23 protein-coding genes are annotated in these 26034 nt (G+C 61.1%); 16 read left to right on the plus strand and 7 right to left on the minus strand.

From position 1 onward, the window contains the following. The first annotated feature begins 29 nt into the window (after positions 1-29). Together N434_RS22165 and N434_RS22170 are read left to right on the plus strand one after the other, a co-directional pair. Complete coding sequence (locus N434_RS22165) at positions 30-1082, plus strand: sugar phosphate isomerase/epimerase family protein (RefSeq protein ID WP_110760324.1); 1053 nt, start codon at positions 30-32, stop codon at positions 1080-1082. A gap of 21 nt (positions 1083-1103) precedes the next feature. Then, a complete protein-coding gene (locus N434_RS22170) occupies positions 1104-2291 on the plus strand; it encodes a Gfo/Idh/MocA family protein (RefSeq protein ID WP_110760325.1) in 1188 nt (395 codons plus the stop codon). Positions 2292-2475: 184 nt separating this feature from the next. Here N434_RS22170 and N434_RS22175 read toward each other — a convergent pair whose 3' ends face one another. From N434_RS22175 to N434_RS22185, 3 genes are all read right to left on the minus strand, one after another. Next, a complete protein-coding gene (locus N434_RS22175; RefSeq protein WP_110760326.1) occupies positions 2476-2727 on the minus strand; it encodes a hypothetical protein in 252 nt (83 codons plus the stop codon). 119 nt (positions 2728-2846) lie between these two features. Further along, a complete protein-coding gene (locus N434_RS22180; RefSeq protein WP_110760327.1) occupies positions 2847-4118 on the minus strand; it encodes a glycerate kinase type-2 family protein in 1272 nt (423 codons plus the stop codon). A 4-nt stretch (positions 4119-4122) separates the two neighbouring features. After that, positions 4123-4479, minus strand: coding sequence for a DUF1304 domain-containing protein (locus tag N434_RS22185; protein ID WP_110760328.1), 357 nt, complete (start codon positions 4477-4479; stop codon positions 4123-4125). A gap of 230 nt (positions 4480-4709) precedes the next feature. Here N434_RS22185 and N434_RS22190 point away from each other — a divergent pair, with 230 nt between their 5' ends. The 3 genes from N434_RS22190 to N434_RS22200 are packed head-to-tail and all read left to right on the plus strand — an operon-like array spanning position 4710 to position 10181. Then, on the plus strand, positions 4710-5474 hold the full coding sequence (locus N434_RS22190; protein ID WP_110760329.1) for an ImuA family protein: 765 nt from the start codon (positions 4710-4712) through the stop codon (positions 5472-5474). Further along, positions 5389-6906, plus strand: coding sequence for a Y-family DNA polymerase (locus tag N434_RS22195; RefSeq protein ID WP_181424045.1), 1518 nt, complete (start codon positions 5389-5391; stop codon positions 6904-6906). Before N434_RS22190 ends, N434_RS22195 begins: the two co-directional genes overlap by 86 nt. After that, positions 6903-10181 (plus strand): error-prone DNA polymerase, encoded by a 3279-nt coding sequence (locus N434_RS22200; RefSeq protein ID WP_110760330.1) that lies wholly within the window; start codon positions 6903-6905, stop codon positions 10179-10181. The genes N434_RS22195 and N434_RS22200 overlap by 4 nt, the downstream gene beginning before the upstream one ends. Positions 10182-10195: 14 nt before the next feature. Here the strand turns inward: N434_RS22200 and N434_RS22205 are convergent, their stop codons facing one another. Both N434_RS22205 and N434_RS22210 read right to left on the minus strand, forming a co-directional pair. Then, positions 10196-10834, minus strand: a complete 639-nt coding sequence (locus N434_RS22205; protein WP_110760331.1) for a class I SAM-dependent methyltransferase — start codon at positions 10832-10834, stop codon at positions 10196-10198. Positions 10835-10917: 83 nt separating this feature from the next. After that, positions 10918-11856 carry an AraC family transcriptional regulator gene (locus tag N434_RS22210; protein ID WP_110760332.1) on the minus strand — a complete coding sequence of 313 codons (939 nt, stop codon included), beginning with the start codon at positions 11854-11856 and terminating at the stop codon, positions 10918-10920. Positions 11857-12037: 181 nt separating this feature from the next. On the opposite strand from N434_RS22210, the gene N434_RS22215 reads away from it, so the two are divergent. After that, positions 12038-13255 (plus strand): MFS transporter, encoded by a 1218-nt coding sequence (locus N434_RS22215; RefSeq protein ID WP_065117703.1) that lies wholly within the window; start codon positions 12038-12040, stop codon positions 13253-13255. Positions 13256-13377: 122 nt separating this feature from the next. Here N434_RS22215 and zigA read toward each other — a convergent pair whose 3' ends face one another. Continuing rightward, entirely contained in the window at positions 13378-14580 is a 1203-nt protein-coding gene (gene zigA, locus N434_RS22220; protein WP_110760333.1) for a zinc metallochaperone GTPase ZigA, read from the minus strand. A gap of 298 nt (positions 14581-14878) precedes the next feature. Between zigA and aztA the strand changes: the two genes are divergently transcribed. The 10 genes from aztA (at position 14879) to N434_RS22270 (ending at position 24747) form a co-directional block, all read left to right on the plus strand. Continuing rightward, entirely contained in the window at positions 14879-15721 is an 843-nt protein-coding gene (gene aztA, locus N434_RS22225; protein WP_110760334.1) for a zinc ABC transporter ATP-binding protein AztA, read from the plus strand. Then, positions 15714-16580, plus strand: coding sequence for a zinc ABC transporter permease AztB (gene aztB, locus N434_RS22230; RefSeq protein WP_110760349.1), 867 nt, complete (start codon positions 15714-15716; stop codon positions 16578-16580). Before aztA ends, aztB begins: the two co-directional genes overlap by 8 nt. A gap of 29 nt (positions 16581-16609) precedes the next feature. Further along, the gene (gene aztC / locus N434_RS22235; RefSeq protein ID WP_110760335.1) at positions 16610-17635 is read left to right on the plus strand and encodes a zinc ABC transporter substrate-binding protein AztC; all 1026 of its coding nucleotides are present in this window, start codon (positions 16610-16612) and stop codon (positions 17633-17635) included. 172 nt (positions 17636-17807) lie between these two features. Next, complete coding sequence (locus tag N434_RS22240; protein WP_110760336.1) at positions 17808-18281, plus strand: ribonuclease H family protein; 474 nt, start codon at positions 17808-17810, stop codon at positions 18279-18281. Positions 18282-18577: 296 nt separating this feature from the next. Then, the gene (locus tag N434_RS22245) at positions 18578-19270 is read left to right on the plus strand and encodes a FadR/GntR family transcriptional regulator (RefSeq protein ID WP_048902873.1); all 693 of its coding nucleotides are present in this window, start codon (positions 18578-18580) and stop codon (positions 19268-19270) included. Next, entirely contained in the window at positions 19267-20439 is a 1173-nt protein-coding gene (locus tag N434_RS22250; RefSeq protein ID WP_110760337.1) for a PLP-dependent transferase, read from the plus strand. The genes N434_RS22245 and N434_RS22250 overlap by 4 nt, the downstream gene beginning before the upstream one ends. 38 nt (positions 20440-20477) lie before the next feature. Further along, positions 20478-21737 carry an ABC transporter substrate-binding protein gene (locus tag N434_RS22255; RefSeq protein WP_110760338.1) on the plus strand — a complete coding sequence of 420 codons (1260 nt, stop codon included), beginning with the start codon at positions 20478-20480 and terminating at the stop codon, positions 21735-21737. Positions 21738-21887: 150 nt separating this feature from the next. Beyond that, positions 21888-22832, plus strand: coding sequence for a carbohydrate ABC transporter permease (locus N434_RS22260; RefSeq protein WP_003525091.1), 945 nt, complete (start codon positions 21888-21890; stop codon positions 22830-22832). Between the two features lie 3 nt (positions 22833-22835). Next, entirely contained in the window at positions 22836-23666 is an 831-nt protein-coding gene (locus N434_RS22265; RefSeq protein WP_035228147.1) for a carbohydrate ABC transporter permease, read from the plus strand. Between the two features lie 4 nt (positions 23667-23670). Next, positions 23671-24747, plus strand: a complete 1077-nt coding sequence (locus tag N434_RS22270) for an ABC transporter ATP-binding protein (RefSeq protein WP_110760339.1) — start codon at positions 23671-23673, stop codon at positions 24745-24747. A gap of 216 nt (positions 24748-24963) precedes the next feature. Here the strand turns inward: N434_RS22270 and N434_RS22280 are convergent, their stop codons facing one another. Next, positions 24964-25962, minus strand: coding sequence for an ABC transporter ATP-binding protein (locus N434_RS22280; RefSeq protein ID WP_110759897.1), 999 nt, complete (start codon positions 25960-25962; stop codon positions 24964-24966). Positions 25963-26034: the final 72 nt, after the last annotated feature.

A 26034-nucleotide genomic window follows, 5' to 3' on the forward strand; every position in this document is an offset into this window, starting at 1 on the left:
CAACTGTATCGATACAGGGAGGTTATTTTATGAGAACGATCAAGGGGCCGGGTCTTTTTCTCGGCCAGTTTGCCGGTGATGCCGCACCCTTCAACAGCTGGGATGGCATTACCAAATGGGCGGCGGAAAAGGGTTATGCCGGCGTGCAGGTGCCGACATGGGCCGGGCAATTGATCGATCTCAAAAAAGCGGCGGAATCGAAGGATTATTGCGATGAGTTCGCCGGCGTGGCACGCCAGAACGGTGTTGAGGTAACCGAGCTTTCCACCCATCTTCAGGGCCAGCTGGTTGCCGTTCACCCCGCCTATGACGAGGCCTTCGATGGCTTTGCAGCGCCTGAAGTGCGCGGCAACCCCAAGGCCCGGCAACAATGGGCCGTCGAGCAGGTGAAGCTTGCGCTGAAAGCCTCGAAAAACCTCGGCATCAAGGCACATGCCACATTCTCCGGCGCTCTTGCCTGGCCGTTCGTTTATCCGTGGCCGCAGCGTCCGGCGGGATTGGTCGAAGCCGCCTTTGACGAGCTGGCAAAACGCTGGACGCCTATCCTAGATTATGCCGATGAGCAGGGCGTGGATGTCTGCTACGAAATCCATCCGGGCGAAGACCTGCATGATGGCGTGACGTTCGAGATGTTCCTGGAACGCGTAAAGAACCACAGCCGCGCCAACATGCTCTATGACCCGTCGCATTACGTGCTGCAATGCCTCGATTATCTCGACAATATCGACATCTACAAAGACCGCATCAAGATGTTCCACGTCAAGGATGCGGAGTTTAACCCTACCGGCCGGCAGGGCGTTTATGGCGGTTATCAGGGCTGGGTGGAGCGCGCCGGTCGCTTCCGTTCGCTGGGCGACGGGCAGGTGGATTTCGGTGCGGTCTTCTCGAAAATGGCGGCCAATGATTTCGACGGCTGGGCCGTGGTTGAATGGGAATGCGCGCTGAAGCACCCTGAAGACGGCGCCCGCGACGGGGCGGAATTCGTCAAGGCGCATATCATCCGCGTCACGGACAAAGCCTTTGACGATTTCGCATCTGGCGGCACCGACGATGCGGCCAACCGCCGTATGCTTGGGCTTTGAGAGCATTTCAGGGGAGTTATTATGGCTATTGAAGGAAAGACAACCGACAAGGCGAACAAGCGGATTCGTCTTGGCATGGTCGGTGGCGGCTCGGGCGCATTTATCGGCGGCGTCCATCGTATGGCAGCAAGGCTCGACAATCGCTTCGATCTCGTGGCGGGGGCCCTGTCCTCAACGCCGGAAAAATCCCTCGCCTCCGGCCGTGAGCTGGGGCTCGATCCCGAGCGCTGCTACGGCTCTTTCGAGGAAATGGCCGAAAAAGAGGCTCTTCGCGAAGACGGCATCGAGGCGGTGGCGATCGTCACGCCCAACCATGTGCATTATCCGGCCGCCAAGGCGTTTCTGGAGCGCGGCATCCATGTCATCTGCGACAAGCCGCTGACCTCCAACCTGGAGGACGCCAAAAAGCTGAAGCAGGTGGCCGACAAGGCCGATGCGCTGTTCATCCTGACGCATAATTATACCGGCTATCCGATGGTGCGGCAGGCGCGGGAACTGGTACAGTCCGGTGCACTCGGCACAATCCGTCTGGTGCAGATGGAATATCCGCAGGACTGGCTGACGGAAGCGGTGGAGCAGACCGGTGCGAAACAGGCCGTCTGGCGCACCGATCCGGCGCAATCGGGCGTCGGCGGTTCCACCGGCGATATCGGCACCCATGCCTATAATCTCGGTTGCTTCATTTCCGGTCTGGAAGCGGATGAGCTGGCGGCGGATGTGCACACCTTCGTCGAAGGCCGTCGTCTGGATGACAATGCCCATGTGATGCTGCGCTTTAAACCAAAGGGCGGCAAGCAGGCCGCCAAGGGGCTGCTCTGGTGCAGCCAGGTTGCGGTGGGTCACGAAAACGGGCTGAAGGTTCGTGTTTATGGCGACAAGGCCGGCCTCGAATGGACGCAGGCCGATCCCAATTACCTCTGGTTCACAAGGCTCGGCGAGCCGAAGCAGCTGATCACCCGCGGCGGTGCTGGCGCTGGGGCCGCTGCCGCCCGTGTCACCCGCATTCCGTCCGGCCATCCGGAAGGTTATCTCGAAGCCTTCGCCACCATCTATACCGAGGCGGCGCATGCCATCGAGGCCCGCCGCACCGGCTCGGCGCTGGACAAGGCGGTCATTTACCCGACCGTCGATGACGGCGTTAAAGGTGTCGCCTTCGTCACCGCCTGCATCGAGTCCGGCAAGAAGAACGGCGGCTGGGTGAAGCTGTAAAACGAGGTTGCCGCGTATTCTTCTCCCTGTCGGGGGAGAAGGTGGCCCGAAGGGTCGGATGAAGGGGCAAGCTCTCGGTTTATCGCTGGCCGCGCCCCCTCATCCCGCTGCCGCGGACCTCTCCCCGGCGGGCAGAAGAAACAAGCGGGATGCGCTCGCTCTTTCGTGGACTGGGGTGCAAGACTTATTGATAAGCGCTAGACGATGTCGACTGCGCCCGTTCCGTCACGGGGCAACCGTCCTGAACCTTGGTCCAGGAGGAGACATTGAGCTTCATTTCGCAGCGCGCGAGATAAGAGCCGCCGTCAACCTTCAGGCAGGATGTCTGGCCAAGCTGGAACATGACGCCGCGATTTCGGCATTTGCAATTATGGGCATCCGCCAAAGTTGGAACAAGGGCCATGATCAGGCCAGATATGAGCACTCCAGAACGCATGGCTGAGGCTCCAAAGGATATCCCGTCAGATTACTCCTGTCCGAGGGTATAGTCAAAACGGCTCTCCTCCGTGATGCGCGCACCGGAGGGGCACCAGCCGGCTCGAACGCTCCCGGATTTCACCCGATCAAAATCGCCCTGATATCATTCACATTCGTCAGCGTCGGCCCCGTCACGACAAGATCACCGACGCCTTTGAAAGCCGTGTAGCTGTCGTGGCCTACGAGCGACTGGCGCGGATCGACACCGGCAGCCCGCATACGGGCAAGTGTGTCCGGTGTCACCACCGCGCCCGCCGCATCCTCCACGCCGTCTATTCCGTCGCTGTCGCCGGCAATGGCCCAGATGCCGTCCGCACCCTTCAGCGTCAGCGCGAGGCTCAGCAGGAACTCCGTGTTGCGGCCGCCCTTGCCGGCCGGTCCCTTGCCGATCGTGACCGTGGTTTCGCCGCCGGAAAGCAAAACGGCCGGGCCTTTGACTGGCAGGCCCTTGCGGCTGGCGGAAAGGGCGATGCCGGCCATGACGGCGCCGACATCCCTGGATTCGCCTTCAAGGGAATCGCCGAGGATGAGCGGTGTAAGGCCGAGTTTCACCGCCTCTTCCGCCGCCGCCTGCAGGGCAAGCGAGGGGGCCGCGATCATCCTGACATCCTCATCGATATCGCCGGCCTTCGGTGTCTCCTCGCCTTTTTCCAGCACCCTGCGCACGGTTTCGGGAAGATCGAGTTCATAACGCGAGACGATTTCCCGCACGGTTTCAATGTCGCTTGGATCGGCAACCGTCGGGCCGGAGGCGATCTCGGAGGGGTCGTCTCCGGGCACGTCGGAAATCAGCAGTGAAACAACCTTGGCCGGCTTGGCGGCCAGCGCCAGCCGTCCGCCCTTGATGCGGGAGAGGTGCTTGCGCACGGCGTTCATTTCCGAAATCGTTGCACCGCTGGCCAAGAGGGCACGGTTGACGGCCATCTTGTCGGCAAGCGTCATGCCTTCGGCGGGGGCGACCATCAGCGCCGAACCGCCGCCGGAAATCAGCGCGATCACCATGTCCTCGGCGGTCAGGCCTTCAACGGCGGCGAGAATACGTTTTGCCGCCTCAGCACTTTTGTCATCGGGCACGGGATGCGAAGCCTCGATGATCTCGATACGGCCGGCCGGAACGGCATGGCCATAACGGGTCACCACCACACCGGAGAGATCGACATCCGCCCAGGCCTTGTCGAGCGCTGCGGCCATGGCAGCCGAGGCCTTGCCCGCCCCCACCACCACGCAGCGGCCTTTGGGCGGGGAGGGAAGGTGGTGTTGCAGCACCTTTGCCGGATCGGCGCTTGCGACTGCCGCCATGAAAATCCGGTTGAGGGCGTCTGTGGCGCGGCTGTCATTCCATGCTGTCATCGGTTCATACTCCAATCCAGAGCGCGCCAAGTGCCAAAAGGGCGGGCAGCGCCTGAATGAACAGGATCTTCATGGTATTGGCGGTAACGGCACCGAAAATACCGGCCACCAGAACGCAGGTGAGGAAGAAGACCTTGAAGCTCAGCCCGGTATCGCCCTGCATGAGCCCATAGATCAGCCCGGCTGCCAGAAACCCGTTATAAAGTCCCTGATTGGCGGCCAGCACTTTCGTCTGCCGCGCGAAATCCGCCGAAAGACCGAAGGCCCTGCGGCCGGCGGGCTTTTCCCACAGCAGCATTTCCAGAATGACGATGTAAATATGGATGGCCGCAACCACGGCAATCAGAATGCTGGCGATCATCGGCGGTTTCCTCCAAAACCCTGATGTCCGTGGCGCATCGGTTCTCGTGAGAAGAACGGCAGCGAGCGGACAATTCCGTTTTAACGGCGGGACGAAGCGCTGCAAGGGCTTAATCCTCTCTTCCCGTGCAAACTGTTGATGAGCGGCAGCCTGTTGCTTGACTCTTCGCTGAAATAGGAACAAAACAAGAACAATAAAGATGAATAACCGGAATTGAAACCTGTCATGCCATGCAAAAGCGCGCGGATCAGTTGCTCGTTGTCGAAGAGCTGCGTGAAAGGCTGGAAAGGATCGGTAACGGTCCTGAGCGGCTGCACGAGAGCTTGCCTTTCGGCGTGGATGCCATCGACCATCACCTGCCGGGAGGCGGGCTGAAGCTCGGTTGCCTGCATGAGGTGAGCGGCGGCGGCAATGGCGCTGCCGATGGGGCAGCGGCAGCGCTGTTTGCTGCCGGTGTGGCGGCACGGCTTTCCGGCAAGGTTTTATGGTGTGTCACCCGGCGGGATCTGTTCATGCCGGGTCTGACACAGGCCGGCCTGTCGCAGAACCGGCTCATCATCGTTGAATGCCGCGATGAGAAAGGCGTGCTCGACTGTTTCGAGGAGGGCTTGCGTTGCAATGGTTTCGGCGCGGTGATGGGTGAAGTGGCGAAACTGCCGATGACCGCCTCGCGGCGGCTGCAGCTGGCGGCGGAAACCTCTGGGGTTACCGGCATCGTCATCCGCCGCTTCCGGCGTCAAGCCGATGCGGCGCTGTTCGGTGAGCCGACGGCGGCGGTGACCCGCTGGCGCATCTCCGTGCGGCCTTCATCCCCCCTGCCGGTGCCGGGGGTGGGCAGGCCGCGCTGGTTTCTCGAACTTTTGCGATGTCGCGGCGGCGAAAGTGCCGAATTTGAAGTGGAAGCCTGTGATGCAAAGGGTCGTCTCGCTCTACCTGCCGACATGGCCGACGGATCGTTTCCGGCGTCTTTTGGGGCAGAACGCGCCGCCGGTTGAAAAGCCGCTAGTCATGATCGGCCGTCAGGGCAGCCGCCGGCTGGTGCTGGCGCTCGACAAGGCGGCAAAGGCGGCGGGCATCCGCCCCGGCACGCCGGTCAGCAAGGCGCAGGCGCTGGTGCCGGGTCTTCTCGTTGAAGATCTGGATGCGGCTGGTGATGCCCGCGCCCTGCAGCAGCTGGCCTTTCATTTCCTGCGCATCTATGCCCCGATTGTCGCCGCCGACCCACCCGACGGGCTGGTGCTGGACACGACGGGTGCGGACCATCTGCATGGTAATGAGACGCTGATGCTGAGCGGCATGGTCAACCGCCTGCATGCCGCCGGCTTTGCCGCCCGCGCCGCCGTTGCCGATAGCTGGGGTGCGGCCCATGCGCTGGCGCGGTTTAGCCCTGAGGTAATCAGCATCGTGCCGCCGGGCGGGCAGCGCGCGGCGATCAGCGGCTTGCCGCTTGCTACGCTCAGGCTGGAGGAGCGTATCGTTTCCGGGCTGAAGGTGCTCGGTTTCCGCAGCATCGGCGAGCTTGCCGAAGCTCCGCGCGCGCCGCTGACCCTGCGTTTCGGCCCAGAACTCGTCCGCCGTCTTTCGCAGGCGCTCGGGGAGATCGGCGAACCCATCGAACCGGTGCGGGTGGCTGATCTGGTGGAGGTGCGGCGCGCCTTTCCCGAACCCATCGCGGCGGCGGAAACGATTGCCCGTTATAGCCAAAAGCTGGTTGCCGAACTTTGCGTCGCGCTGGAAAAGCGCGGCCTCGGCGCGCGCCGGGTCGATCTGGTGCTGCACCGGGTTGATAGCGGTCTGCAGGCCATACGGGCCGGCACGTCCAGACCGGTGCGCGATGTCAAACAGCTTGTCCGGCTTTTGACCGACCGTATCGACACCATCGATCCCGGCTTCGGCATCGAGATGATGGTTTTGACCGCCACCCATGCCGAGCCGCTTGTCGCCGCGCAGGCCCGTTCCTCGCTTCTGGAGGAAGGCCGTGCGGAAATCGCCGATACGGTCGATGTCATCCTCAATCGCGGCCACCGGGTCTATCGTTATGCGGCGGTGGCAAGCGATGTGCCGGAACGCTCCCTTACTTCAGTTGCGGCGCTTGCGCCTGATGATACGCTCGGCTGGCCCGGCCACTGGCCGCGTCCGGTCAGGCTTTTTGCAAGGCCTGAACCCATCGAGACGCTGGCGCTGTTGCCCGACCATCCGCCGCGTTATTTCCTCTGGAAAGGCGTGCGCCATAACGTGCGGCGCGCCGATGGGCCGGAACGGGTGTTCGGCGAATGGTGGAAACGCGACCGGGAAAAGGCCGCCGTGCGCGATTATTTCATGGTGGAAAACGAAGGTGGCGAGCGCTTCTGGATTTTCCGCTCCGGTGATGGCGAACATGCCGAGACGGGTTCGCAGGGCTGGTTCATTCACGGGGTCTTCGCATGAATACGCCCCGTTATGCCGAGCTGCAGGTGACCACGCATTTTTCCTTCCTGCGGGGTGCAAGCTCCTGCGAGGAGCTTTTCGAACAGGCCAAAAATCTCGGCATCGAGGCGCTGGGTATCGTGGACCGCAACAGTCTTGCGGGCATTCCCCGCGCTTACGAAGCCGCCCATAATCATGGCATCCGCCTCATCATCGGTTGCCGGCTCGATCTGGATGACGATCTTTCCGTGCTCGCCTATCCCATGGATCGCCCGGCTTACGGGCGGCTTTGCCGGCTGCTTTCCATCGGCAAGAAAAGGGGCGGCAAGGGCAAATGCCGGCTGGCTTGGGACGATCTCGTTGCCTATGGCGAAGGCCTGATTGTGGTGCTGCTCGCTGACCTCGCGGATGATCTTTGCGCACTTCGCCTGCGGCGGCTCAAAGCCGCCTTTGCCGACAGGGCCTATATGGCACTCAGCCTCAGAAGACGCCCCAACGACCAGATGCGGCTTTTCGAGCTATCAGAGATGGCGCAGGTCGCAGGTGTGCCGACTGTTGTCACCAATGACGTGCTCTTTCATGTGCCCGAGCGGCGAATGCTACAGGATGTCGTCACTTGCATAAGGCACAATTGCACCATCGATGAGGCCGGTTTCCGCCGCGAACGCCACGCCGACCGCTATATGAAGCCGCCGGAAGAGATGCACCGGCTGTTTGCCCGTTATCCTGAAGCGCTTTCCCGTAGCCTTGAAATTGCGAAACGCTGCAAATTTTCGCTGAAGGAACTGGTCTATCAATATCCCGAGGAGCGTAGCCTGCCGGGACTGACGGCGCAGCAGGCGCTGGAGAAGATGGTCTGGGAAGCGGTGCCGGGGCGGTATCCGAAGGGTTTGCCCGAGAAGGTGGAAAAGGCGTTGCATCATGAGCTGGCGGTTGTCGGCAGGCTGCAATATGCCTCTTATTTCCTGACTGTGAATGCCATTGTCCGTTATGCGCGTTCAAAAGATATTCTATGTCAGGGGCGTGGTTCGGCGGCCAATTCGGTTATCTGTTTTGTGCTTGGCATCACCGCCATCGATCCCGCTCTTTTCAGCAATCTCGTCTTTGAACGTTTCGTTTCCGAGAACCGGGGAGAACCGCCGGATATCGACGTGGATTTTGAACACCAGCGGCGCGAAGAGGTCATTCAGTGGGTCTATGACACCTACGGCCGTGACAAGGCCGCACTCTGCTCTGTCGTTACCCGTTATCGCGGGCGTGGGGCGCTCCGCGATGTCGGCAAGGTTCTGGGCCTGCCGGAAGACCTGACCAAGCTTCTGTCTTCGCAGGTCTGGCGCTGGAGCGAGGGGGTGGGTGAAAAGCAGGTGCAGGAACTGAACCTCAATATGGAGGATCGCCGCCTGAAGCTTGCCTTCGAACTTGCCAATCAGCTTGTCGGCACACCGCGCCATCACAGCCAGCATCCGGGCGGCTTTGTTCTGACCCATGACCGGCTGGACGAGCTGGTGCCGATCGAACCCGCCGCCATGGACGATCGCCAGATCATCGAATGGGACAAGGACGATATCGATGTCGTGAAGTTCATGAAGATGGATTGCCTGGCGCTTGGCATGCTCTCCTGCATGAAGCGCGGCTTCGACATGCTGGAGGCACGCACGGGAGAGAAATACGATCTCGCCGCCATGCCGCCGGATGACGGGCCTACCTATGCCATGATCCAGAAGGCCGATACGCTCGGCACGTTCCAGATTGAAAGCCGGGCGCAGATGTCGATGCTGCCGCGCCTGAGGCCGAAGGAGTTTTACGACCTCGTCATTCAGGTTGCCATCGTTCGCCCCGGCCCCATTCAGGGCGATATGGTGCATCCCTATCTACGCCGCCGGCAGGGAAAGGAGCCGGTCCTTTTTCCGAAAAAAGAACTTGAAAGCGTCCTGGGAAAGACGATGGGTGTTCCGCTGTTTCAGGAGCAGGCGATGCGGATCGCCATGGATTGCGCCGGTTTCACCGCGGATGAAGCGGACCAGCTGCGCCGGGCCATGGCGACTTTCAAGAATGTAGGCACCATTTCCAAATTCAGGGAGAAACTGGTCACGGGCATGGTCGCGCGCGGTTATGAGCAGGAATTCGCCGAACGCATCTTCAAGCAGCTGGAAGGTTTCGGCAGTTATGGTTTCCCTGAAAGCCATGCGGCTTCCTTCGCGCTGATTGCTTACGCCTCCTCATGGCTGAAATGCCATCATCCCGATATTTTCTGTACGGCGCTTCTCAACTCGCAGCCCATGGGTTTTTACGCCCCGGCGCAGATCGTGCGCGATGCGCGTGATCATGGTGTCGAGGTGCGTCCGGTCTGCGTTAATAACAGCCGCTTCGATTGTACGCTGGAGCCTACGGGCAAGAAGAATGGCAAGGGTGAGGAGCGGTTTGCCGTGCGGCTTGGCCTGCGCATGGTGAAGGGGCTTTCCAATGATCATGCTGCAAAAATCGTCGCCGCCCGGCAGGATCGGCCTTTTGCCTCCGTCGACGATCTGTGGCGAAGGGCGGGTGTTCCGGCCGCCGCCCTTGTCTGTCTCGCCGAAGCCGATGGCTTTCTGCCGTCGCTTTCGCTTTTCAGGCGCGAGGCGCTCTGGGCCATCAAGGCCCTGCGGGATGAACCGCTGCCGCTTTTCGCCGCCGCGGCCATCAGGGAAAATGCCGTTATCGAAGAGCTTCAGGAACCCTCCGTTGCGCTCAAGCCCATGACTGACGGTGGCGAGGTGGTGCAGGATTACGGCCATGTGGGGCTGACACTGCGCGAACATCCCATGACCTTCCTGCGGCATGATCTTTCCCGCCGCCGCATTGTCACCTGTGCGGAGGCGGTGCGTGTTCGGGATGGCACATGGCTGGAAACGGCCGGTCTGGTGCTGGTGCGCCAGCGCCCCGGTTCGGCAAAGGGCGTGATCTTCATGACGCTGGAGGACGAAACGGGCATTGCCAATGCGGTGCTGTGGGTCAAAACCTTCGAAAAATACCGCCGCGTGGTGTTGTCCGCCGGCATGGTCGGCATTTACGGCAAGATCCAGCGGGAAGGTGAGGTGGTGCATCTGGTCGCCCACCGGCTGACCGATCTGTCGCAGGCGCTCGCAAGCGTGGGCGAGCGCAACCACGCCTTTCCCCTGCTGCATGGGCGTGGTGACGAGTTTCATCACGGCATGCCGCCGGATGATCACCGCGTCATCAGGAAACGCCCGCCGCCCGCCGACCATGATGACGATGCGGTCGAGCGGATAAAGGTCATTTCCCGCAATTTTCACTGAGAAGGCGGCTCAGCTCACCTCTTGCGCGCCACGATGTAAGGGCGGTTGTCATTGCCCTTCGTTGCATGAATTTCCGTCGCCAGAATGTCGAAACCACCGGCGTTTACATGCCGGCCAAGCTCGGCCGCGTTGAACACGCCGGCATAGGGCGCCTTGCCGATTGCCCGCATCGCCGGCAGGACAAGGCGGATAAGCGGGTTCATATCGCCGACACAGGGGGTCTTGGTAATGAACAGGCCGTGCGGGGCAAGCAGGGCGTGAATGTGCCGCAGCGTGCCGGGCAGATCGCGGACCAGATGAAGATAGTTGAAACCCAGTACCGCATTGAACTGCCTGTCGCCGGGCACAAGCGCTTCCGCAGTCGTTGCGCTGAAGGTGAGGTTGTGGAGAGAGCCGGCGGCTTGTTTTCTCTCCCTGGCGATTGCGATCATGTCGGCGGAAATATCCGTCGCGAGGTAGTCTTTGACACTAACCGCCAGCCGGATCGCCGTCGTTCCGGTGCCGCAGCCCAGTTCCAGTACGTTGTCGTCGGGTTTCAGCAGGGCGCGGGTCCGCTCCAGCGTGCGCGCATATCCAGCCTCGTCTGAAATCCTGCCTTTCGCATATTTCCGTGCTGACCGGTTCCAGAAACGGGCGTCGTCGGCCATGCTCATGGTGGATGCTCCCCGGACGATGCCCTTCCGCTTCAGGCGGATCTGTTCTCACACAGTATCCTTACCCGGTTTGTCTGAAGCTTTTAAGCCGCATCCTCCAGCCCGGCCGCGTCCTTGCGGCGGAACTGGCTGGGTGGCGCGCCGAGCACCCGTTTGAAGGCGCGGCTGAAGGAGGCTTCGGAATCATAGCCGAGCTTTTCCGCAGCGAGCGTCACGCGCATGCCTTCGCGCAGCCATAGACGTGCCTGATGCATGCGCACGCGCACCACATAACGCGCCGGGCTTTCACCCACCACGCGGGTGAAACGTTCCGCAAAACTGGAGCGGGATGCGCCCATCAAGGAGGCAAGCTCTTCCACGCTCCAGTCCTTTTCCGGGGTGAGGTGGATGGCGGCCAGCACCCGCCCCAGTTCGGGATTGCGCACGGCGGCCAGCCAGCCGCTGGAATCGCCGCAGCCATGTTCCACCCAGGTGCGGATCAGGGTCGCGGTCAGCACATCGGCAAGCCTTGCCAGAATGCCACCGGCGCCGACGCGGTTCAGCTCCACTTCGCGCGCCATGGCTTCCAGCAGGTGGGGAATGGCCGGGTCGCTTTTGGCCAGGTCGCTGGTCAGCATCACATCCGGCATCAGCTGCAGCAGCGGGTGCAGATTATCCATGTTGAAACGCATGGAAGCGGTAAAGGCCACGGTATCGCCGCCGGCGCTGGCGCATTGCATGTCGAAAATGCCCTGGCAGACTTCCTTCTTGCCGAAACGGTCAAAGGGCGAGGGCGTCACATTCTCGCCGCTGGCAAGCACATGGGCGTGCCCGCGCGGCAGAAGCACGGCATCGCCGCATTTAAGCATCAGCCATTCGCCGGAAGGCTTTCGCAGCTTCGCCTGGCCGACGCCGATAAAATGAAACCGCGCCGCTTCCTGTTCGGGAAAGGCGGTGGCCCAGGGGGTGGCCATGCGGCAGCGGCCATATTCCACGCCGTCAAGCCTCAGACCTCGCAGCATTTCCGTCAGGGCATCATTCATGACATCTCGCAAATTCGGACGATTAGTTAAGGAATACGGATTTTCTAGCATGGAAACGCCGGGGTGTCACGCATAGCTTATGACCATCGATTTGCGGGCGCTGAACCGGCCTCCCAGCGGTTTCATCGTCTTGCCCTTCCATTTCAGGGCGCATTCTGACAATGCGCATCAGGAGATTTTCATGAATAACCGGACCATAAACGAACTCGAATATGTGCCGCGCAGAAAAGAGCCGGATGCGAAGTGGGCCGCCGTGGTTTCGCTTTCGCTCGGTGTCTTCGGGCTGGTGACGGCGGAATTTCTGCCGGTCAGCCTTCTGACGCCGCTATCGGAAGATCTTGCCATCAGCTCCGGCATTGCCGGGCAATCCATCACCGTCACCGCGCTGGTTGCGGCGGTTGCCGGCCCCGGCGTCGTCATCGGCACACGCGGCATTGACCGCCGCTGGACACTTCTCGGGCTCACCACGCTGCTGATCATTTCCAGCACGCTTGCCGCCTTTGCCAACGGGCTTTTCATGCTGTTTGCATCGCGCGTCCTGCTCGGCATTGGCCTTGGTGGTTTCTGGGCCATGTCGGCGGCGCTGGCGCTGCGGCTCGTGCCGCTCGACAAGATGCCGCGTGCCATGGCCATCATCCTGACAGGGGTTTCGGTCGCCACCGTCTGTGCCGCACCGGTGGGCGCATGGATCGGCGCGACGCTCGGCTGGCGCGCGGCCTTCGTGGTTGCAGGTGTGCTCGGTGTCATCGCACTTGCCGTGCAGCTGCTGACCATTCCGTCTCTGCCGCCGGCCGGCGCACCCGGTCTTTCCACCATGTTCCGGCTGTTGCAGCGGCCGCAGGTCCGGATCGGCCTTCTGACAACGCTGTTCATCGTTGCGGGTCACTTTGCCGGCTTCACCTATGTTCGCCCGTTCCTGGAAGACGTGCCGCAGCTCGGCGTTGAAGCGATTTCCCTCGTTCTTCTTGTTTATGGCATCGGTGGTTTCTTCGGTAATCTCTTCGGCGGTTTCCTTGCCGAGAAGAACACGGCATGGGCCGTGACCTTTGCCGCCACGCTGATTGCCGCTTCGGCCTCCATTCTGGTGATTGCCGGCGCATCTCCCGTCGTTGCGGGCGTCGCCATCGCTTCCTGGGGTTTTGCCTTCGGTGCGCTTCCGGTCAGTGTGCAGAGCTTCATCACCCGCGTAGCTTCGGATGAGGCCGAAAGCGCCGGCGCGCTGCTGCTCACCACCTTCCAGATCGCCATTTCCAGCGGCGCGGTTCTCGGCGGCCTGCTGATCGATCTGCAGGGGGCAACGATGGTCTTCGTCTTCGTGGCAATTTCTGCCCTTCTCGGCGCATCGCTCATGGCGTCGCGCCGGGGTGTGGTGCCGCAGGTAGAGGCATCGCAGGGATAAGAACCCGGCCAAACAAAAGGCCCGCATTCGTGCGGGCCTTCCGATAAGAGCCGCGTAACGGCTCTTTTTTGTGGGTGACGGGCAGGGAGCGCTGGATGTTCAGCGCATCGCCCCGGTCCCGGTCAGGCGGCCTGTCTGTCCCAATTGGCGAAAGGGTCCGGCAGGTGTCGCCATGCGTCGGGCGTGAAGGCTTCGGTGTCGATCAGGCAGGCGTCGAGCTGGGCGCGGATGCGGGCCTCGCTCATCGGGTCGGAGCCGATGAAGACGATTTCCTGCCGCCGGTCGCCGAAGACCGGGTCGAGATAGGGCTTCATCATGTCGAGAAACTGTTTTTCACGCGGCCATTGCTCTTTCGGCACGGCGGACCACCACAAACCCATCTTGCCGGTGCGCACCAATGCGCCCGCCTGGCTGATCTCGCCGACATAACGTGGCCGTGTCGCCAACCAGAAGAAGCCCTTGGCGCGCACCACCCCCGGCCAGGCACGATCGATAAAGCGCTGGAACAGCACGGGGTCGAACGGTTTTTTGGCGCGGTAAACGAAGGAGCGGATGCCATATTCCTCGGTTTCGGGAATGTGGTCCTTGAAGCCGTGCAGTTCCTTGAACCACAGGGGATGTTCTTCGGCCCTGGCGAAATCGAAGCGACCGGTGCCGAGCACCTCCTTCAGTTCCACCCTGCCGAAATCCGCCTCGATGAGTTTCGCATCCGGGTTCAGCCCGACGATGATCTTGCGGGCCGCATCCCGCTCCTCGGGCGTGGCGGTGCCGATCTTGTTGAGGACGACCACATCGGCAAATTCGATCTGCTCGACCAGAAGGTCGACGATGGTGCGGTTGTCGCCATCACCCGCCGTTTCGCCCCGGTCGGCCAGAAAATCGGATGAACCGTAATCATTGAGAAGATTGGCGGCATCCACCACCGTCACCATCGTATCCAGCTGCGCGACATCAGACAGGCTGCGGCCGTTCTCGTCACGAAAATCGAAGGTGGCGGCCACGGGAAGCGGCTCGGCGATGCCGGTGGATTCAATCAGCAGATAATCGAAGCGGCCCTGCTCGGCGAGCGCTCGGACCTCGGTCAAGAGGTCGTCGCGCAGCGTGCAACAGATGCAGCCATTGGTCATTTCCACCAGTTGTTCCTCGGTGCGCGAGAGATTGGCGCCGCCATCCCGCACCAGCGCCGCATCGATATTGATTTCACTCATATCGTTGACGATCAACGCCACGCGCAGGCCATCACGATTGGCGAGGATGTGGTTGAGAAGGGTGGTTTTGCCAGCGCCTAAAAAGCCGGAGAGGACGGTGACGGGGAGTTTTTTCATGGGGACCTCGTTCTGTGGCAACAGTCGTGTGGACGTTATGACGACCACGGCAGGCGATCTGGAAACGGAGGACATTTGAAGTGCCGGTTCCAGTTGCGTAACGTAATAACATTACATATACGCGACATGTCAACGGGCTTTGGAAAAAAAGCATCTGCGGAGAAGTGAGCTCTCTGCCCACCAGCGTGCCGCTCTGACTTTCCAATAGTTAATGTTATTTCATTACGTATTCGTTTGACGAATGTAATAACATTACATATCAAGGGTCCTCGAATGAAACCCCGCCCAGGAGGGATCGATGAGCGATCCGTGCCTCACCTTCACAAATCTGACGCTTGGATATGCCGGCCGTGCGGCCGTGCATCATCTGGATGGCGATATCACCAAGGGATCGCTCACCGCGGTTGTCGGCGCCAATGGCTCGGGCAAATCGACGCTGATGAAGGGTATCGCCGGCATCTTGAAACCACTTGGCGGTGAGTGCCGGATCAGCGCAGGCATCTCCGTCGCCTATCTGCCGCAGCAGTCGGAACTCGACCGGTCGTTCCCGGCTCAGGTGCGCGATCTCGTTGCGCTGGGTCTCTGGCCCAGGCGCGGCCTGCTTGGCCGCCACCGTTCTGAGGACAAAGCGGCGATGGGCCGGGTGATGGAAGCGGTCGGGCTTTCCGGCTTTGAAAAGCGCAATATAGATTCGCTCTCCGGTGGCCAGATGCAGCGTGCCCTGTTTGCCCGCGCCATGTTGCAGGACGCGCAGTTGATCCTGCTGGACGAACCCTTCAATGCCGTTGATGAGCGCACCGTCACCGATCTTCTGGTGCTGATCAAGGCATGGGTTGCGGAAGGACGCACGGTGCTCGCCGTCCTGCATGACCATGAGCTGGTGCGGCAGCATTTTCCCCAGACCCTGTTCCTTGCGCGGCGTCTCGTCGGCCTCGGCCCGACAGCCGATGTCCTTAAGCCGGAAAACATGCGCCAGGCGCGGCATTTCCACGAAGCATGGGAGGAAAATGCACCGTGGTGCGCGCCGAGTGATGCGCCAAGGAACAATGCTCCAGTGACCAATGCGTTCGATGCCGGGTCGCGAGCGGTGTCATCCCATTCTCACATCCACTCCCACGCAAATTCGAATGCCCATGGCTGATTTCTTCATCGAACCCTTCGTTCAATATGTCTTCATGCAGCGGGCGCTTGCCGGCGCCTTGATCCTTGCCATCAGCTGCGGGCCGGTCGGGGTGTTCCTGATGCTGCGGCGCATGAGCCTTACGGGCGATGCCATGTCGCACGCCATCCTGCCGGGAGCGGCCGTCGGCTTTCTGTTTTACGGGCTGGAAATCCTGCCGATGACGATTGGCGGGCTGGTGGTCGGCCTCGTGGTGGCGCTGGGTGCCGGTGCGGTATCGCGTTTCACCGTCCAGAAGGAAGACGCCTCGCTTGCCGCCTTTTATCTGATTTCACTGGCGCTCGGCGTTTTGCTCGTTTCGTGGCGCGGATCCAGCGTCGATCTCATGCATGTGCTGTTCGGCACCGTGCTGGCGCTGAACAACGAGGCGCTCAGCCTCATCTGCGGCATCTGCATCGTGACGCTGGTGGTGATGATCACCTTCTGGCGGGCGCTTCTGGCGGAATGCCTCGATCCCCTGTTCCTGCGCTCGGTCAGCAACTGGGGCAACCCGGTGCATTTCCTCTTCCTCGCCATCGTCGTGCTCAATCTGGTCGGTGGCTTTCAGGCGCTCGGAACGCTGCTTTCGGTCGGCCTGATGATGTTGCCCGCCGCCGCCAGCCGGTTCTGGTCCAACCGCGTGGCGCCCATGTGCTTCATCTCGATTGGCATCGGTATGGTTTCCTGCTTTGCCGGCCTCATCCTGTCCTATCACGCGTCGCTGCCATCCGGCCCGGCGATCATCCTTTCGGCGGGCGTTATCTACGCGCTCTCCATTCTCGTCGGCACGCGCGGCTTGCTCGGCGATCTTCTCGGTTCCGGCCGCCACAGAACGGCCTGAAAACAGCGTTCGAAAAAAGGAGAACCTTCATGTTCAGAACCCTCCGTCTTGCCACCTGCGCAAGCCTTCTTACCCTTTCCCCGGTCCTGATGGCGCAGGCTTCGGCTGCCGAACTCAAGGTCGTGGCCAGCTTCTCGATCATCGCCGATTTCGCCAAAAATGTCGGCGGTGACCGTGTCGAGATCACCACGCTCGTGGGTCCGGATGGCGATGCGCATGTCTATGAGCCGCGCCCGGCCGATGCCGTTGCCGTCAGCAAGGCTGGCGTCGTGCTGGTCAATGGCCTGGAATTTGAAGGCTTCCTGAAGCGGCTGATCGACACCAGCGGCTCCAAGGCGCCGGTCGTTGAACTGACCAAGGGTGTCGAGCCGCTGAAACTTTCCGAAGAGCCGGCCGGCCATGCCCATCCGGAAGCGGAGGAAGAGGAAGGCCACGACCACAAGGCTGAAGAAGCCGGCCACAGCCACGAAACCGCCGAGGCCCATGATCACGACCATGGCCATGAAGGTCACCACCATCACGGTGAATTTGACCCGCATGCCTGGCAGTCGATCAAGAACGCGGAAATCTATGTGAAGAACATTGCCGGCGCATTTTGCGAGGTCGACAAGGCCGGTTGCGCCACATACACCGCCAATTCCGATGCCTATATCGCCAAGCTTGCCGCTCTGAACGAGAAGGTGAAGACCGAGATTGCCGCCATCCCGCCGGAAAAGCGCGTCATCATCACCTCGCATGATGCCTTCGGTTATTTCGAACACGCTTATGGACTGAATTTCCTGGCGCCCGAGGGCATCTCGACGGAATCCGAAGCGTCGGCCGCCGATGTCGCCAAGCTCGTGGATCAGGTCAAACACGACAAGGCTTCGGCGATCTTCGTCGAAAACATCACCGACAAGCGGCTGATCGACCAGATCGCCAGCGAAACCGGCCTGAAGGTTGGCGGCACGCTCTATTCCGACGCGCTTTCCACCGCCGATGGCCCGGCCGCGACCTATATCGACATGATCAACCACAATATCCAGACCATCAAGGCGGCTGTGCTCAGCCAGTAAAACGGACAGTTCCGGCGTGAATTTGGGGAGGGTGGCGTGCGCTGCCCTCTCTGCTTTTGTGTTGCTCCCCCTGCCGCCTGCCGAGGAACGCGGGGCGGCACCGGAACGAAAGGGTCCCTTCGCAATCGCCTGTTCCTTTAGCGATTTCCATTTCGGTGTTACACACCTCTTCATGTCCGATGCGCTTCACATCTTCACCGACGGCTCCTTCGACGATGCCACCCGATCCGGAGGATGGGCGTTCGTCGTTCATGAAGAAGGTGGCCAGGTCCATTGCGCCTCAGGAAAGACGTTTGGCACATCAAACAATACTTTCGAGGTCCTCGCTGTCCTGAACGCAATGTCCTGGATCGCCGCCGAGGCGCCAACGCGAACCGCCACGCTCTGGACGGATGCCGTTCATGTGATTGAGGGCTGCCGCCGTTATCGGGCGATCTGGCGCAACAACGGCTGGAAGCGGATCACGCCTAACCAGCGCACCCGCCGAAGGCCTATCCCCGACAAAGAAATCTGGCAGCAGCTCGACAACCTGCTCGAGCGGCATCCCCATGTGGCTGTGGAATGGTGCAAAGGGCATTCCGGCACAGCCGGCAATGAACATGCCGATGCATTGGCGCGTGGTGTCGCCCGTACGATGGCGACTTAGCTGGCGGGCGTCAGTTGCCGTCATGCGGCGCGTAAAATGGTCGATTTCAGCCGTCCCCTGTCCCGACATCTTCCCTATCGAACGGTTGCGCCGATACTTTTTACCGGACCGTGAACCCATTTGCTCACGAGCGGCCGCCTGAATCGTTTCGGGAATTTCGAGGTCGTTGCGTCCGCCATGTCGGGAGAGTGGCACATCACTCTTCGTTGGCGGTTGACAATCAATTTGCCGTTTGAAATGGTAAGATGTCAGACCAATTTAGAGGATGCGTCTTGGACAGGTCCAGCCGGGAACTCATGCAACCGATTCCGCCGAGCGACCGCGTGCGCCAGGTCGAGGCTGCGCTTTCCGACTATGTCGAGCGGGCAGGGCTGAAGGCTGGAGACCGGCTGCCGGCGGAGCGGGAACTGATGGCGGCGCTGGGCGTCGGCCGGTCCACCATCCGCGAAGTCATCCGCAAATTTCAGGCGCTCGGTGTCATCGACAGTCGCAAGGGCAGCGGCAATTATCTGCTGAAGCCGATTTCCGCCGCCACCGTGCATATGCCGATTTCCATCGATGCCGAAAGCCTGCGCGATGCGCTGCTGATGACGCTGGAAGTGCGGCGCGGCATCGAGGTGGAAGCTTCCATGGCCGCTGCGCGCCGCCGCACGGCAGACGATATCGCCACGATGGAAGCGCGGCTTGACGAGATGGAGCGGGTGCATCTGGCCGAAGGCACCTCCGGCAAGGCAGACCTTGCCTTCCATCTGTCGATCTACGACGCGACCCATAATACGCTGTTCAAGCAACTTCTGGAGCAGATGCGTGAAGGTTTCGAACGCTTCTGGTCGAAGCCGTTCGACCGCCCGGATTTCGCCGGTCGCTCCTTTCCCTTTCACCGCACGCTGTTCAACGCCATCGCCGCCGGTGATGCCGAGACCGCCCGTGAAGAAACACTGAAAATCCTCGCCGTCGTCGAGGAGGATATCAAGGACATGTCGAAATGAACCATGGCAACGATCTCTTCGATCCCGCCTCATTTATCGTTGCGCATGACGAGGCCCACGCCTTCGAAGCCGTGGTGCCGCCCATCGTGCAGACCTCGCTTTTCACCTTTTCCAGCTATGACGAAATGGTCTCCACCTATCGCGGCGAAAAGGTGCGGCCGGTCTATACGCGCGGGCTGAACCCCACCGTGCGGCTGTTTGAGGAGATGCTGGCGAAGCTGGAGGGTGCCGAAGATGCGCTCGGTTTTGCGAGCGGAATGTCGGCCATTTCCTCCACCGTGCTCTCCTTCGTTTCGCCGGGCGACCGGATCGTCGCCGTGCGCCATGTCTATCCCGATGCGTTCCGCCTGTTCGGCACCTTCATGCAGCGCATGAATATCGAGGTGACCTATGTCGACGGCCGCGATGAGGCGGCGGTTGAAAAGGCTATGCCGGGTGCAAAGCTGTTTTACATGGAAAGCCCGACGAGCTGGGTGATGGAAGCCCACGATGTCGGCGCGCTCGCCGCCATCGGCAAGCGGCATGGCGCCGTCACCGTCATCGACAACTCCTGGGCAAGCCCGGTCTTCCAGCAGCCAATCTCGCTCGGCGTGGATCTCGCCGTGCATTCGGCCTCGAAATATCTCGGCGGCCACAGCGATGTGGTCTCCGGCGTGGTGGCCGGTTCGAAGGCGATGATCGACCGCATCCGGGCGGAAACCTATCCCTATCTCGGCGGCAAGATGTCGCCCTTCGATGCCTGGCTGCTCATTCGCGGGCTTCGCACGCTGCCGCTGCGCATGAAGGCGCATCAGGCCTCGGCGCTTGAGATCGCAACCCGCCTGCAGGCGCTGGATGTGGTGGAGAAGGTCTGCCATCCGGGGCTGGCGAACCGCCTGCCGCCCGGCCTTCACGGCACGTCGGGCCTGTTTTCCTTCATCTTTAGGGAAGGGGTGGATGTGCGCGCTTTTGCCGACCGCCTCAAGCTTTTCAAACTGGGTGTTTCCTGGGGCGGGCATGAAAGCCTGATCGTCCCCGGCGAAGTGGTGCTCGAACAGAAGGCGCAGCCAAACTCCGCCCACACCTTCGGCATCAGCGCGCGTTCGGTGCGCCTGCATGTCGGGCTGGAGGGCACGGAAGCCCTCTGGAACGATCTCGAACCCGCGATCAAGGCGGCCTCCGCCGCCTGACGCGTTTTTAAACTGACGACAAAAAAGGGGAGAACGACATGAAAAAACTGGTAACAGCAGCAATCTTCACCGCCCTGATGACCGGAACGGCGCTGGCGGACACGACCTTGAAACTGGTCGAGGTCATCACAAGTCCCGAGCGGACGGAAACGCTGAAAGGCATCGTCTCGAAATTCGAGGCCGCCAATCCCGGCACCAAGGTGGAAATCGTCTCCCTGCCGTGGAGCGAAGCCTTCCAGAAATTCGCCACCATGGTGTCTGCCGGCGATGTGCCTGACGTGATGGAAATGCCCGACACATGGCTGTCGCTTTATGCCAATAACGGCATGCTGGAGAGCCTTGAGCCCTATCTTGCCAAATGGGAGCACACCGCGGGCCTGAGCGAGCGCACGCTCGAACTCGGCCGCGATGTCAAGGACACGGCGTATATGCTGCCCTATGGTTTCTACCTGCGCGCCATGTTCTACAACAAGAAGCTGCTGGCCGAAGCCGGCGTGAACGAACCGCCGAAGACCCTTGAGGAATTTGCCGATGCGTCCAAAAAGGTCGCAGCCCTTCCCGGCAAATCCGGCTACTGCCTGCGCGGCGGCCCGGGCGGCCTTAACGGCTGGGTCATGTTCGGCGCATCCATGGCCGGTTCGAACGAGTTCTTCACCAAGGACGGCACCTCCACCTTCGACAGCCCCGGCTGGGTGAAGGGCCTGACCTATGTGATCGATCTCTACAAGAACGGTTACGCGCCGAAGGACAGCGTCAACTGGGGCTTCAACGAGATCGTCGCCGGCTTTTATTCCGGCACCTGCGCCTTCCTCGATCAGGACCCGGATGCGCTGATCGCCATTGCCCAGCGCATGAAGCCGGAAGATTTCGGCGTCATGACCATGCCCAAGGGCCCCGACGGCAAGACCTTCCCGACGATTGGTTTCGCCGGCTGGTCGATGATGTCGAAATCCGAAAACAAGGACCTTTCCTGGAAGCTGATCGAGACGCTCGAAGGGCCGGAAGGCAATATCGAGTGGAACAAGAAGACCGGCGCGCTGCCGGTGCACAAGTCGGCGGAGAAGGACCCCTTCTATGCCAGCGAGCAGTTCAAGGGCTGGTTCGACGAACTGGCCGACAAGAACGCCGTACCGACGACGATGCCGACCTATCTTGAGGAATTCGCCTTCTTCAAGGATTCGCTTGTGATCAAGACATCGCAGGAAGCGCTGCTCGGCGACATCACGCCGGAAGACCTTGCCAAGCAATGGGCTGATTACATGACCAAGGCGCAGCAGAAGTTTCTGGCCTCGAAGTAACGACATCGACCGGCTGCGCGGGCGCAAATGCCCGCGCGGCGGTCTTGCCGGCCTTCGCTGCGACAGGCCTGTTCATAGAAATTTTTCGGATCGGTAAGCCGAGAGGCTGGAAAATCCGTCCGTTCCATCGTCCGATCAGGGAGCGATACAATGTCCTATGCCCATGGCGCCGGGCCGGTGGCTGCGCGCAAACCGGCTGGCAAGCCCGCGATGCGGCGGTTTGCCGATTGGGCCGAACCGTGGCTTTACAGCGCGCCCGTGCTGGTGCTCATCGTCGCTGTCATGCTGGTACCGCTGGTACTTGGCCTCTCCTATGCCTTTCGCGATGTGCAGCTGCTCAATCCGTTTTCCGGCGGTTTCGTTGGTCTCAAACATCTGGAGGCGCTGTCGCAGGATGCGGCCTTTTACCGGGCGCTGAAAAATACGCTGTGGTGGACCGGCGCTTCGGTTTTCCTGCAATTCTTCTTCGGCCTCATTCTGGCGCTGCTGCTGGATAAACCCTTTGCGGGCAGGGGGCTGGCGCAGGCGCTGGTGTTCCTGCCATGGGCCGTGCCGACCTTCCTTGCCGGTCTCAACTGGGCGTGGCTGTTCAATCCGGTCATCGGGCCGTTACCGCACTGGATGGTCTCGCTCGGGCTGTTATCCGCACCCAACAATATCCTCGCCGATCCGCAGCTTGCCATGTGGGGGCCCATCATCGCCAATGTCTGGTGGGGCATTCCTTTCTTCGCCATCACTTTGCTTGCCGCACTTCAGGCCATCCCGCGCGATCTTTACGAGGCGGCGGAAATTGACGGGGCAAACCCGCTGCAGCGTTTCACCTCCATCACCCTGCCGTTTCTGGCGCCCACCATCGCCATCACCATTCTGCTGCGCACCGTCTGGATCGCCAATTTCGCCGATCTCATCATCGTCATGACCAATGGCGGGCCGGCCGACCGCACGCAGATCGTCGCCAGCTACATCTTCACCCAGGCCTTCCGGCGGCTGGATTTCGGTTATGCCTCGGCCATCGCGCTGGTCCTGCTAGTACTGCTGCTTGCCTATTCCATGCTGATCGTGCTGCTGCGCCAGCGCCTGATCGAGAAGGACTGACCGATGACATCAAGGATATTTCTCACCCTTGCCCATCGTCTGGCGATTCTTGCCTATATCGCCTTTGCACTGTTCCCACTGTTCTGGCTGCTCAAGGTTTCTGTGACGCCGAATGATCTGCTCTATAGCGAAGGTGTGAGGATGTGGCCATCGCGGGCGACCTGGGATCATTATCGTTTCGTCATTGAAAACAGTGCCTTCCCGACGTTTTTTAAGAACAGCGTCATCGTCGCGGGCTCCACGGCAATTGCCGTGACGATACTTTCTTCGCTCTCGGGTTACGCGCTGTCACGCTTCCGTTTCAAGGGAAAATACTGGATTGTCGCGTTAATGCTGATCACCCAGATGTTTCCGCTGGTCATGCTGGTCGCGCCGATCTTCAAGATGCTGTCGCCGCTCGGGCTCACCAACAGCCTGACGGGCCTCGTCATCGTCTACACCGCCTTCAACGTGCCCTTCGCCACCTTCCTCATGCAGTCGTTCTTCGATGGCATTCCGAAGGATCTGGAAGAGGCGGCGATGATCGACGGGGCAAGCCGGTTTACGGCCTTCCGCCAGATCATCCTGCCGCTGACGCTGCCGGGCATTGCCGCGACGCTCGGTTTCGTCTTCACCGCCGCGTGGAGCGAGCTTCTGTTTGCGCTGATGCTGATTTCCGGCAATCAGAGCGCCACTTTCCCGGTTGGCCTTCTGACCTTCGTTTCGAAATTCTCCGTCGATTTCGGGCAGATGATGGCGGCGGGCGTTCTGGCGCTCATTCCGGCCTGCCTCTTCTTCCTGCTCATTCAACGTTATCTCGTGCAGGGCCTGACGGCCGGCGCGGTGAAAGGATAATCCCATGGCTTCCATCGAGCTGAAGAATGTCGGCAAGACCTATGGCGACCTCGCCGTGCTGCATGGTGTCGATCTTGATATCAGGGATGGCGAGTTCATCGTCCTCGTCGGTCCCTCCGGCTGCGGAAAATCGACGCTGCTGCGCATGATCGCAGGCCTTGAAGAGATAACATCCGGCGACCTGTCCATCGATGGCGAACGCGTCAATGATCGCCGGCCGAAGGATCGCGATATCGCCATGGTGTTCCAGTCCTATGCGCTCTATCCGCATATGAGCGTCGCCGACAATATGAGCTATAGCCTGCGCCTGCGCCGCAGCCCGAAGGAAACCATCGCGGCGGCGGTGGCCGGTGCTTCCGCGAAACTCGGCCTCGATCCCTATCTCGCCCGCCGCCCGAAGGCGCTCTCCGGCGGCCAGCGTCAGCGCGTCGCCATGGGCCGCGCCATCGTGCGCCAGCCAAAAGCCTTCCTGTTTGACGAGCCGCTGTCCAACCTCGATGCCCGGCTGCGCGAGCAGATGCGGGCCGAGATCAAACGCATGCATGCCGATCTTGGCGCAACCTCGGTTTACGTCACCCATGACCAGATCGAGGCGATGACGCTTGCCTCACGCATCGTCGCCATGAATGCCGGCCATGTGCAGCAGATCGGCGCACCGCTCGATCTTTACGACCGTCCCGCCAATCTTTTCGTCGCCGGTTTCATCGGTTCGCCCGGCATGAATTTCCTCGAAGGACGGCTCGTGCAGGAGAATGGCGGCAGTTTCGTCGTGCTGGGTGACGGCACGCGTCTGGCGCTTGGCCGAGAAGTGGACCTCGCTGATGGCGAGCCGGTCACGCTCGGCATCCGCCCGGAACATGTCACTGTTGCGCCGGCTGAAGGCGGTGTGGAAGCGACGGTCGATCTGGTCGAGCCAACCGGCCTCGGCGTCATCCTGCACCTCACCGTGCATGGATTGCCCTTCAAGCTGTTTTCGTCAGACCGGGCATTATTGCAGCCGGGTAGATCCCTGCGGGTCGGTTTCCCGCAGGAAAGGCTGCATGTCTTCGACGGGAATGGCGTCAGGATCGGGGAGGCGTGAGGCTTACCCCCTCTGCCCTGCCGGGCATCTCCCCCTCAAGGGGGGAGATCGATCTGCGGCAAAGTCTCGCACATCTCTAAGCTTGCGAGTGAAGCGATGAAAGAGCCTCTTGCCGATCTCCCCCCTTGAGGGGGAGATGCCCGGCAGGGCAGAGGGGGGTAAGCCCCACGCGCCTGCGGGTCCGCTGCGACTGAAAAACCTTGTGAAAGCCAGCACCTAGATCGCCACACCCTTTTCATCAAACCTGTGTATCTTGGTCTCGTCGGGGGTGATGAACACGGCATCGCCATGCCTGCATTCGAACTCGCCGTCAGTGCGGGCGGTGATCGGTCCGATGCCTGACACCTCGAGATGCAGGAAGGTATCCGATCCGAGATGTTCGGCAACGGTGACCTTGCCCTGCCACAGCCCGCTTTCCTTCGACAGCAGCAGATGCTCAGGCCGCACACCGGCGGTGGTGGCGTTCTTGCTGCGGGCAAAATCACCGGTGATGAGGTTCATGCGTGGCGAGCCGATAAAGCCGGCGACGAAGAGGTTGGCGGGGGTGCGGTAAAGCTCCATCGGCGAGCCGACCTGCTCGATATTGCCGCGGTTGAGGACGACGATCTTGTCGGCCATGGTCATGGCCTCCACCTGGTCGTGGGTGACGTAGATCATCGTTGTCTTCAGCGTGTTGTGCAGCTCGGAGATTTCCAGCCGCATGGTGCCGCGCAGCGCCGCATCGAGGTTGGAGAGCGGCTCGTCGAACAGGAAGGCTTTCGGTTCGCGCACGATGGCGCGGCCGATGGCGACGCGCTGGCGCTGGCCGCCCGACAGCTGCGAAGGCCGGCGTTCGAGATAATCGGTGAGGTTCAGCACCCGGGCGGCATCTTCCACCTTTTTGTCGATCACCGCCTTGTCGAGCTTGGCCATCTTCAGCGGGAAGGCGATGTTGTTCCTGACACTCATATGCGGATAAAGCGCATAGGACTGGAACACCATGGCAAGGCCGCGCTCGGCCGGGGCCTTTTCGGTGGCGTCATTGCCGTCGATGACGATCTTGCCGCCGGAGACGTCCTCCAGCCCGGCGATCAGCCGCAACAGCGTGGACTTGCCGCAGCCGGACGGGCCGACGAAGACGACGAACTCGCCGTCGTTGATATCAAGATCGATCGACGGGATGACTTTCGCCTCACCGAAGAGCTTGGACACGTTCTGAAGGGAAATGCTGCCCATGTTTGTCGTTCCTTATTTCACGGCGCCAAAGGTCAGGCCACGCACGAGTTGTTTCTGCGAGAACCAGCCGAT

It is taken from the genome of Rhizobium sp. UGM030330-04 (assembly GCF_003208455.1).
Lineage (GTDB): Bacteria > Pseudomonadota > Alphaproteobacteria > Rhizobiales > Rhizobiaceae > Agrobacterium > Agrobacterium rhizogenes_A.

Coding starts and splice junctions, on each gene's coding strand:
- N434_RS22240 (WP_110760336.1), top strand. CDS start 17,808: ATGTCCGATGCGCTTCACATCTTCACCGACGGCTCCTTCGACGATGCC.
- N434_RS22270 (WP_110760339.1), top strand. CDS start 23,671: ATGGCTTCCATCGAGCTGAAGAATGTCGGCAAGACCTATGGCGACCTC.
- N434_RS22260 (WP_003525091.1), top strand. CDS start 21,888: ATGTCCTATGCCCATGGCGCCGGGCCGGTGGCTGCGCGCAAACCGGCT.
- N434_RS22185 (WP_110760328.1), bottom strand. CDS start 4,479: ATGATCGCCAGCATTCTGATTGCCGTGGTTGCGGCCATCCATATTTAC.
- N434_RS22255 (WP_110760338.1), top strand. CDS start 20,478: ATGAAAAAACTGGTAACAGCAGCAATCTTCACCGCCCTGATGACCGGA.
- N434_RS22250 (WP_110760337.1), top strand. CDS start 19,267: ATGAACCATGGCAACGATCTCTTCGATCCCGCCTCATTTATCGTTGCG.
- N434_RS22200 (WP_110760330.1), top strand. CDS start 6,903: ATGAATACGCCCCGTTATGCCGAGCTGCAGGTGACCACGCATTTTTCC.
- aztB (WP_110760349.1), top strand. CDS start 15,714: ATGGCTGATTTCTTCATCGAACCCTTCGTTCAATATGTCTTCATGCAG.
- N434_RS22180 (WP_110760327.1), bottom strand. CDS start 4,118: ATGACAGCATGGAATGACAGCCGCGCCACAGACGCCCTCAACCGGATT.
- N434_RS22215 (WP_065117703.1), top strand. CDS start 12,038: ATGAATAACCGGACCATAAACGAACTCGAATATGTGCCGCGCAGAAAA.
- N434_RS22205 (WP_110760331.1), bottom strand. CDS start 10,834: ATGAGCATGGCCGACGACGCCCGTTTCTGGAACCGGTCAGCACGGAAA.
- N434_RS22190 (WP_110760329.1), top strand. CDS start 4,710: ATGCAAAAGCGCGCGGATCAGTTGCTCGTTGTCGAAGAGCTGCGTGAA.
- N434_RS22165 (WP_110760324.1), top strand. CDS start 30: ATGAGAACGATCAAGGGGCCGGGTCTTTTTCTCGGCCAGTTTGCCGGT.
- zigA (WP_110760333.1), bottom strand. CDS start 14,580: ATGAAAAAACTCCCCGTCACCGTCCTCTCCGGCTTTTTAGGCGCTGGC.
- N434_RS22175 (WP_110760326.1), bottom strand. CDS start 2,727: ATGCGTTCTGGAGTGCTCATATCTGGCCTGATCATGGCCCTTGTTCCA.
- N434_RS22195 (WP_181424045.1), top strand. CDS start 5,389: ATGCAAAGGGTCGTCTCGCTCTACCTGCCGACATGGCCGACGGATCGT.
- aztA (WP_110760334.1), top strand. CDS start 14,879: ATGAGCGATCCGTGCCTCACCTTCACAAATCTGACGCTTGGATATGCC.
- N434_RS22280 (WP_110759897.1), bottom strand. CDS start 25,962: ATGGGCAGCATTTCCCTTCAGAACGTGTCCAAGCTCTTCGGTGAGGCG.
- N434_RS22245 (WP_048902873.1), top strand. CDS start 18,578: ATGCAACCGATTCCGCCGAGCGACCGCGTGCGCCAGGTCGAGGCTGCG.
- aztC (WP_110760335.1), top strand. CDS start 16,610: ATGTTCAGAACCCTCCGTCTTGCCACCTGCGCAAGCCTTCTTACCCTT.
- N434_RS22170 (WP_110760325.1), top strand. CDS start 1,104: ATGGCTATTGAAGGAAAGACAACCGACAAGGCGAACAAGCGGATTCGT.
- N434_RS22210 (WP_110760332.1), bottom strand. CDS start 11,856: ATGAATGATGCCCTGACGGAAATGCTGCGAGGTCTGAGGCTTGACGGC.
- N434_RS22265 (WP_035228147.1), top strand. CDS start 22,836: ATGACATCAAGGATATTTCTCACCCTTGCCCATCGTCTGGCGATTCTT.